The organism is Ralstonia sp. TCR112 (assembly GCF_007997035.1).
GTDB lineage: Bacteria > Pseudomonadota > Gammaproteobacteria > Burkholderiales > Burkholderiaceae > Ralstonia > Ralstonia edaphi.
Window position 1 is genome coordinate 1 of the sequence record NZ_VOSS01000161.1, and the last position, 6,980, is coordinate 6,980.

General features: G+C 66.8%; 3 protein-coding genes and 1 pseudogene. 2 read left to right on the forward strand and 2 right to left on the reverse strand.

Annotated elements, in window-relative coordinates; genetic code table 11:
- Nucleotides 1-3,354, forward strand: a 3,354-nt coding sequence (locus tag FUT88_RS24800; protein WP_147219176.1) for an autotransporter domain-containing protein, incomplete at its 5' end; no start/stop codon positions are given.
- 76 nt (nt 3,355-3,430) lie between these two features.
- On the opposite strand, the gene FUT88_RS24805 is transcribed toward FUT88_RS24800, so the two are convergent.
- Nucleotides 3,431-4,669: a serine hydrolase domain-containing protein gene (locus tag FUT88_RS24805; RefSeq protein WP_147219178.1), complete on the reverse strand. Its 1,239-nt coding sequence runs from the start codon at nt 4,667-4,669 to the stop codon at nt 3,431-3,433.
- A gap of 68 nt (nt 4,670-4,737) precedes the next feature.
- Nucleotides 4,738-5,664, reverse strand: coding sequence for a LysR family transcriptional regulator (locus FUT88_RS24810; protein ID WP_147219180.1), 927 nt, complete (start codon nt 5,662-5,664; stop codon nt 4,738-4,740).
- Nucleotides 5,665-5,797: 133 nt separating this feature from the next.
- Here FUT88_RS24810 and FUT88_RS24815 point away from each other — a divergent pair.
- Nucleotides 5,798-6,561: pseudogene (locus FUT88_RS24815) on the forward strand (SDR family NAD(P)-dependent oxidoreductase).
- The last annotated feature ends 419 nt before the right edge of the window (nt 6,562-6,980 follow it).

Sequence of the window (6,980 nt, forward strand, 5' to 3'; positions counted from 1 at the left end):
CCGGGCGGCGGCGGTGGCGGTGGCGATGGGTTGCTGACCTTGGGTTCCGGCACCCAGGTGACCAACATTGGGACGATCGTGGGCGGTGTTGGCGGCGCTGCGGGTGGCGGCGGCAGCACGGCCGGTGCCAGTGGCGCGGGCGTCAACCTAGCTGCCGGGTTCAACGTGCTCACCAATGTCGGCACGATTACCGGCGGCGCGGGCAACGGCGGTGCCGCGGGCGCGGGTGTCATCGCCAACGGCGCGGTCATCGTCAATGGCGGCACGATCAGCGGCGGGTTGTTCAGCGACGGCGTGACGCGGGCGGCAGCCATCCAGTTCAACGGGACGAACAACACGCTGCAACTGGTGACGGGTTCCAACATCATCGGCAACCTCGACGTGGCAGCGGGCGCAGTGGCCAAGATCACCGCCGGCAGTGCAGGCCTCTCGTTGTCCAACAACGTCACGCTGGGCGACGCCACGTCGCGCGTCACACTCGATTCGACGACGACGAACCTCGTGGTGTCAGGCGTCATATCGGGCGCGGGCAGCGTGGGCGTCACCGGCAGTCGAACGATCACGCTGACGGGCGACAACACCTACACCGGCGCGACCACCATCACCACCGGCACGCTGCAGATCGGCAACGGCGGCACCACGGGCTCGGTGGCGGGCAATATCGTCAACAACGGCACGCTCGCGTTCAACCGCAGCGATACGGTCACGTACGCCGGCACCATCAGCGGCTCCGGCAATCTGGTGCAGGCCGGGGCTGGCACGCTCACCATCTCAGGCACGGCAGGCTATGCCGGCAGTACCACCATCAATGCGGGCACGCTGGCGTTGTCAGGCGCCGGCAGCATTGCCGCCTCCAGCGGCGTGGTCAACAACGGCACCTTCGATATCTCTGGGACGACCTCCGGCGCCACCATCAACGCCTTGACCGGCACGGGCACGGTCGCCCTGGGCAGCCGGAACCTCACGCTGGCCAACGCAGCCGGTACCTTCAGCGGCGCGATTGTCGGCGCGGGTGGCCTCACGGTCTCGGCTGGCACGCAGACGCTGTCGGGTGTGAACGTATTCACCGGCGCAACGACGATCAGCGGCGGCACGCTGGCGTTGTCGGGAGCCGGCAGCATTGCGGCTTCCGGCGGCGTGGTGAACAACGGCACCTTTGACATCGCCGGGACGACCTCGGGCGCCACCATCAGCGCCTTGACGGGCACAGGTGCCGTCGCTCTGGGTGGCCAGACGCTGATATTGGCGAATGCAGCGGGCACGTTCAGCGGCGCGATCGGCGGGACGGGTGGCCTTACGGTCAGCGGTGGCACGCAAACGCTGTCGGGGGTCAATGGATTTACCGGTTCGATGTCGATCAATGCGGGCACGCTGGCACTGTCGGGTGCCGGCAGCATTGCGGCTTCGAACAGCGTCGTGAACAACGGCACGTTCGACATCTCGGGCACGACGTCCGGCACCACCATCAATGCATTGACGGGCTCGGGCAGTGTCGCCCTGGGCAGCCGGACCCTCACGCTCGCCAACGCGGCGGGTACTTTCAGCGGCGCGATCAGCGGTACGGGCGGCCTCACGCTGGACGGCGGCACGCAAACACTGTCCGGCGTGAACACCTATGGCGGTGCAACGACGATCAACGCCGGCACGCTGGCGTTGACGGGTGCCGGCCGCCTGGCGTCGGGTACGACGATCACGCTCACGGGCGCAACTTCGGCACTCGATCTGTCCGCAGGCGCCAACCAGACGGTCGCGCATCTCTCGGGCGTGGCCGGCAGCCGCGTGGTGCTGAATGGCAGCGCGCTGACGCTGGCTGACGATTCGTCTCAAACCTTCAGCGGCAGCCTGGGCGGCAATGGGTCGTTGATCAAGCAGGGTACGGGCACGCTCACGCTCAACGGTGTCAGCAGCGGCTTCTCGGGGTCGACCACGGTGGCTGGCGGCACGCTGGCCGTCGGCGACGCGGCAAACGCCAGTGCCGTGCTTGGCGGCAATGTCCTGGTGAACGCGCTGGGCACGCTGCGCGGCCACGGCACGGTTTCGGGCGACGTGAGCAGCAGCGGGGTGGTCGCGCCCGGCGGCTCCATCGGTACGCTCTCGGTGGGCGGCAATTACACGCAAGGCTCAAACGGGACGCTCGCCATCGAGGTCAGCCCGACGGACGCCTCGCAACTGCGTGTGGGCGGTGCCGCGGCGCTCGGCGGGTCGCTTGCCATCGTGTTCGATCCGGGCACCTATACCGCGCGCCGCTACACCGTGCTGAGCGCCGGCAGCGGCGTGACCGGCCGCTTCGCAAACGTCAGCACGGCAACGGCAGGCGCCAACCTCGGTACGTTGCAGACCTCGGTGGACTACGGAACGAATGCGGTCGATCTGCTCCTCGCAGAAGCGACAGCGCCCGGCACCCCAGGCAGCCCGACCGTGGTTGCACCGACAAAGACCTCCATCTACACGGCGCTTGGCACGACGGCGCTGCTGCAGGCGCAAAGCGCCAACGCCGCGCTGCTCGGCCGGTTGTCCGGGCCGCAAGACGCGCTGGGCGGCTCCAACAACGTATGGGCTACGGCCAGCGGCTCCAGCACGAAGGTGGGCGGCACGGGTAATGCGCCCGGCTTCCTCACGCACGCGTACGGGTTCCTGGCGGGAGCGGAGGGCCGTATGGGCGCAGCTACCGTGGGCGCCGCGGCCGGCTACACGCACACCACGCTCGGCGAAGACACCACCGGCGCATCGGGCGCCATCGACACGCTCCGCGTGGCCCTTTACGGCGCGCAGCCGATGGGTGCCGTCAACCTGTCGGCCACGGTGGGCTACGGGCTCGACTTCTTCTCGCAGAAACGGCCGTTCGGCAGCGTGGGCACCGCGGAGGGCGACCATCTCGCGCACGAATTCACGGCCGCCACGCAGGCCAGCTTGCCCCTGGAGATGGGCGGCCTCCGCCTCGCGCCGCACGTCGGCCTGCGCTACGCCTATGTGCGCGGCAGCGGCTTCGGAGAAGACGGCGCCAACGGCCAGAACCTGCAAGTCGGCCCGGACAGCGCGCGCAGTCTCCAGCCGTATGTGGGCGTCACGCTCGACAAGGCCTTCGGCGATGTGCGGCCCGTCAACGTGCAGCTTCGCCTGGGCTATGCGCACGAGCTGATGAACGCCGGCCGCGTCGTCCAGGTGCAGAGCCAGGACGGCACCGCGTTCGCGGCCCCGGGCACCGATCTGCCGCGTTCGTTCCTGACGACGGGGGCCAGCGTCACGCTCCAGGCAGCCAAGGCAACCACGGTGTCCTTGGGCGTGGATGCCACCATCAACACGAGCCACGTGTCTGCGCAGTCTGCGTACGTGCGGGTCAACCATCGGTTTTAACGGAAGCCGCGTGCTGAAAGAAAAAACGCGCCGACGTGATCTCGGCGCGTTTTTTTCACCAGCATCAGCGGCGCGCCTATCGACCAAACCGTTCGACAACACCGCGCCACAACGCATCGCGCTCCGCGCCCAGGTGCGCGCCGCTCGCATCGCCCGCCGCGTCCTTGCCCACCGCAAGATGAACCATGGTGAGCCTGGACTGCGGGTCCACGTAGATCGCCTGCCCATGGACGCCAAGCAGCACGAATCGCCGTGCTTGTCCCGGGAGGAGCCAGACCTGGAAGCCATAGCCGTAATAGCGACTGCCGTGATACGTCATCTGCACCGGGCGAAACGCATCAGGCTGGCGCGCTGCGTCGGTCATGTCGAGCAGGAACTCGCGCGGCACGACTTGCCGGCCTTGCACCACGCCATCGTTGGCCAGCATGGACCCGAGGCGCGCGTAGTCTCGCGCCGTCGCGTTGAAGCCGCCTTGTGCAAACGCCGATCCGTCGGATTGGCGCAGGAGGTAGGTCGCCTTGGCTTCGGCCCCCATCGGCTTCCATAGCTTGTCGTCAACGAAGTCGCACAGGCTGCGGTGCGTCGCCGCCTGCAGCACGAGCGCCAACACTTCGGTTTGCGCGCCCGCGTAGTTGAAACGCGTGCCCGGCGCATCGGCGCGCTCGTTGACCTGGGCCGCTGCCGCGAGCACGCCTTGCTTCGCTGCCGTCTTGAGAAAACGTGCACGGTCGTCAGTCGGGGTGTAGTCCTCGACGTACTTCGCCCCGGAGGCCATGCGCAGCAGATCGACGATGCGCGTTCCACCGTACAGCGTGCTTGCCAGTTCGGGCACGTACTGGTCAACACGGTCATCCAGCGAGCGCAGGCTTCCATCCTCCAGCGCCTTGCCGATGGCCAGTGCAACCAGCGTCTTGGCCATCGAGTTGGACAGCATGCGCATGTCGCTCGTGCGGTCGTAGCCGTAATGCTCGGCCAGGATGACGCCGTCCTGAACGATCAGCACAGCGGTCGCGCGCTGATGTTCCATGTAGTCGGCCAGCGTGTAGTCATGGTTGCGGAAGCGATACCGGACATCCGCCTCCTTTTCTGCGGTCTTGAGCTGCACCGGTTGCTCGGCCGGCGCCAGGTCGCAAGACGGCGAGATACGGCCCATGCCGCTGAAGGCGCCCACGATGTACTGCGCCTCGTGGATGCGCGCCGCGCTTGGCGCAAGCGGATAGCCTTGCGCCTTGCCGAGTCGATCTTCATCGGGAGAGGCGACGGCGACGCTGCAGGCGAGCAGCGCGGACGTTGCGCAGTATTGGAGAGCTTTCATGACCGGGGCAGGGTGATGTTGCTGGCGGCGGCAAGCCGTGAGACTACACCGGCCGCAAGTCGGCGTGCCTACGCATTCGTGCCCAGCGGTTCCAGATACGGCTCCAACAACTCGCTCATCCAGTTCATGAAGACCTGCACCCGAACCGGCAGATTCCTCCGGTTCGGATACACCAGCGACACCGGCATCGGCGGCGGCCGAAAGTCGGGCATGACGTCGAGGAGCGTACCGTCCGCAATCGCCGACGACAGCCCCGCGTACACCGGCGCCTGGATCATCCCCAGCCCCGCGCGGCACGCTGCGTCGTAGCTCTCGGCCGAGTTGACCGTCACCGCGCCTTTCATCGGCCGAAACGCGGAGCGGCCGTCCACCGTGTATTCCCACCCCGGCGACTTCGTCCCCAGCGTCTGCACGTAATGGACGATGCGATGGTGGTCGAGGTCATCGAGCGTTTTCGGCATGCCATAGCGTGCAATGTAGGCGGGGCTGGCGCAGTTGACCTGGTGCAGCTGGCCGAGCGGGCGGGCAATGAGGCTGCTGTCGGTCAGGGTGCCGATGCGCAGTACGCAGTCGAAGCCTTCGCGTACCGGGTCGACGCGGCGGTCGGTGCTGGAGAGTTCGATTTCCAGCTCGGGGTGGGCATCGAGCAGCGCGGGCAGGGCGGGGATGACGATGCGGCGTGCAACGCCGACCGGCATGTCGACGCGCAGGCGGCCGCGCAGGGCCTGCGGGCTCTGGCGGAACATGGTCTGCAGTTCGTCCATGTCGGCCAGCAGGTCTTGGCAGCGCTCGTAGAACGTCTGGCCGTCCTGCGTGAGCTGCACCTTGCGGGTGGTCCGGTGCAGCAGGCGTGTGCCGAGCATCGTCTCCAGCTGCTGCACCGCCACCGAGGCGGCCGGCTTGGGAATGCTCAAGGCTTCGGCCGCGCGCGTAAAGCTGGCAAGTTCAGCCACGCGCACAAAAATCTGCATGGCTTCGAGTCGGTTAGTGGACATGGCGGGGGTGGGCTGATTGTTATCTGTGGGAAAACACAGCGATAGGATAAGCGAGATTTATTCTTTGTTTGTCGCCCAATACCATGCTCTCACGTTGTTCGACACCCATCCCAAAACCAACCGGAGAGCAAACATGACGCAGACCCATACCCCCATCGCGATCGTCACCGGCGGCAGCCGCGGCCTTGGCAAGAACATGGTGCAGAAGCTGGCCCAGCGCGGCACGACGTGATCTTCACCTACCGCAGCAACCGCGCCGAAGCCGACGCCCTCGTCGCTGAACTGACAGCCCAGGGCCGCCGTGCCGCCGCGTTGCAGCTGGACGCCGGCAAGATCGCCACGTTCCCGGCCTTTGCCGAGGCCGTGCGCGGCGTGCTGGCGCAGTGGAAGGCCGAGCGCTTCGATTACCTCGTCAACAACGCTGGCGTTGGCGTGCATGCCGCCGTGGCCGAAACCACCGAAGCCCAGTTCGACGAACTGATGAACGTGCATTTCAAGGGCGTGTTCTTCCTCACGCAGATCCTGCTGCCGCTCATGGCGGACGGCGGGCGCATCGTGAATATCTCGTCGGGGCTGGCGCGCTTTGCGCTGCCGGGCTACGGCGCGTATGCGGCAATGAAGGGCGCGGTGGAGGTGCTCACGCGCTATCTGGCGAAGGAACTCGGCCCGCGCGGCATTGCCGTGAACGTGGTCGCGCCGGGCGCCATTGAGACGGACTTTGGTGGCGGTGCGGTGCGCGACAACGCGAATGTCAACGCGATGGTGGCGGCCAATACCGCGCTGGGGCGTGCTGGGCTGCCGGACGATATTGGCGGTGTGGTGGCCTCGTTGCTGTCGCCGGATAACCGGTGGATCAATGCGCAGCGGATTGAGGCGTCGGGCGGGATGTTCCTGTAAGCAGCGGCAGACCGCGACACTCGGCGGTCTGCCGTCCCGCTGTCGAGCTCTGAGCTCGGGGCGCTGAGCAAAAAGCTCCGTGTTTCGAGCTCCGAGCTCGGGGTGCCGAGCAAAAAGCTCCATGTGTCGGGCTCTGAGCTCGGGGCGTCGAGCAAAAAGCTCCGTGTGTCGAGCTCTGAGCTCGGGCTGCCGAGCAAAAAGCTTCATGCGTCGAGCTCTGAGCTCGGGGCGCCGAGCAAAAAGCTCCATGTGTCGGGCTCTGAGCTCGGGGCGCCGAGCAAAAAGCTCCATGTGTCGGGCTCTGAGCTCGGCGTGCCGAGAAAATTGCTCCGCGTGTTGAGTTCGGAATTTGGAACTGGTGGTTTGATGGGTTGGCGCGGCGGCGCATCCTTTGTTTCTCCCCCTGCCGGGGGCGACTC

What these genes read in the sequence shown, in the direction of transcription:
- FUT88_RS24810 (WP_147219180.1), bottom strand. Translation starts at nt 5,664, where the DNA reads ATGTCCACTAACCGACTCGAAGCCATGCAGATTTTTGTGCGCGTGGCT.
- FUT88_RS24805 (WP_147219178.1), bottom strand. Translation starts at nt 4,669, where the DNA reads ATGAAAGCTCTCCAATACTGCGCAACGTCCGCGCTGCTCGCCTGCAGC.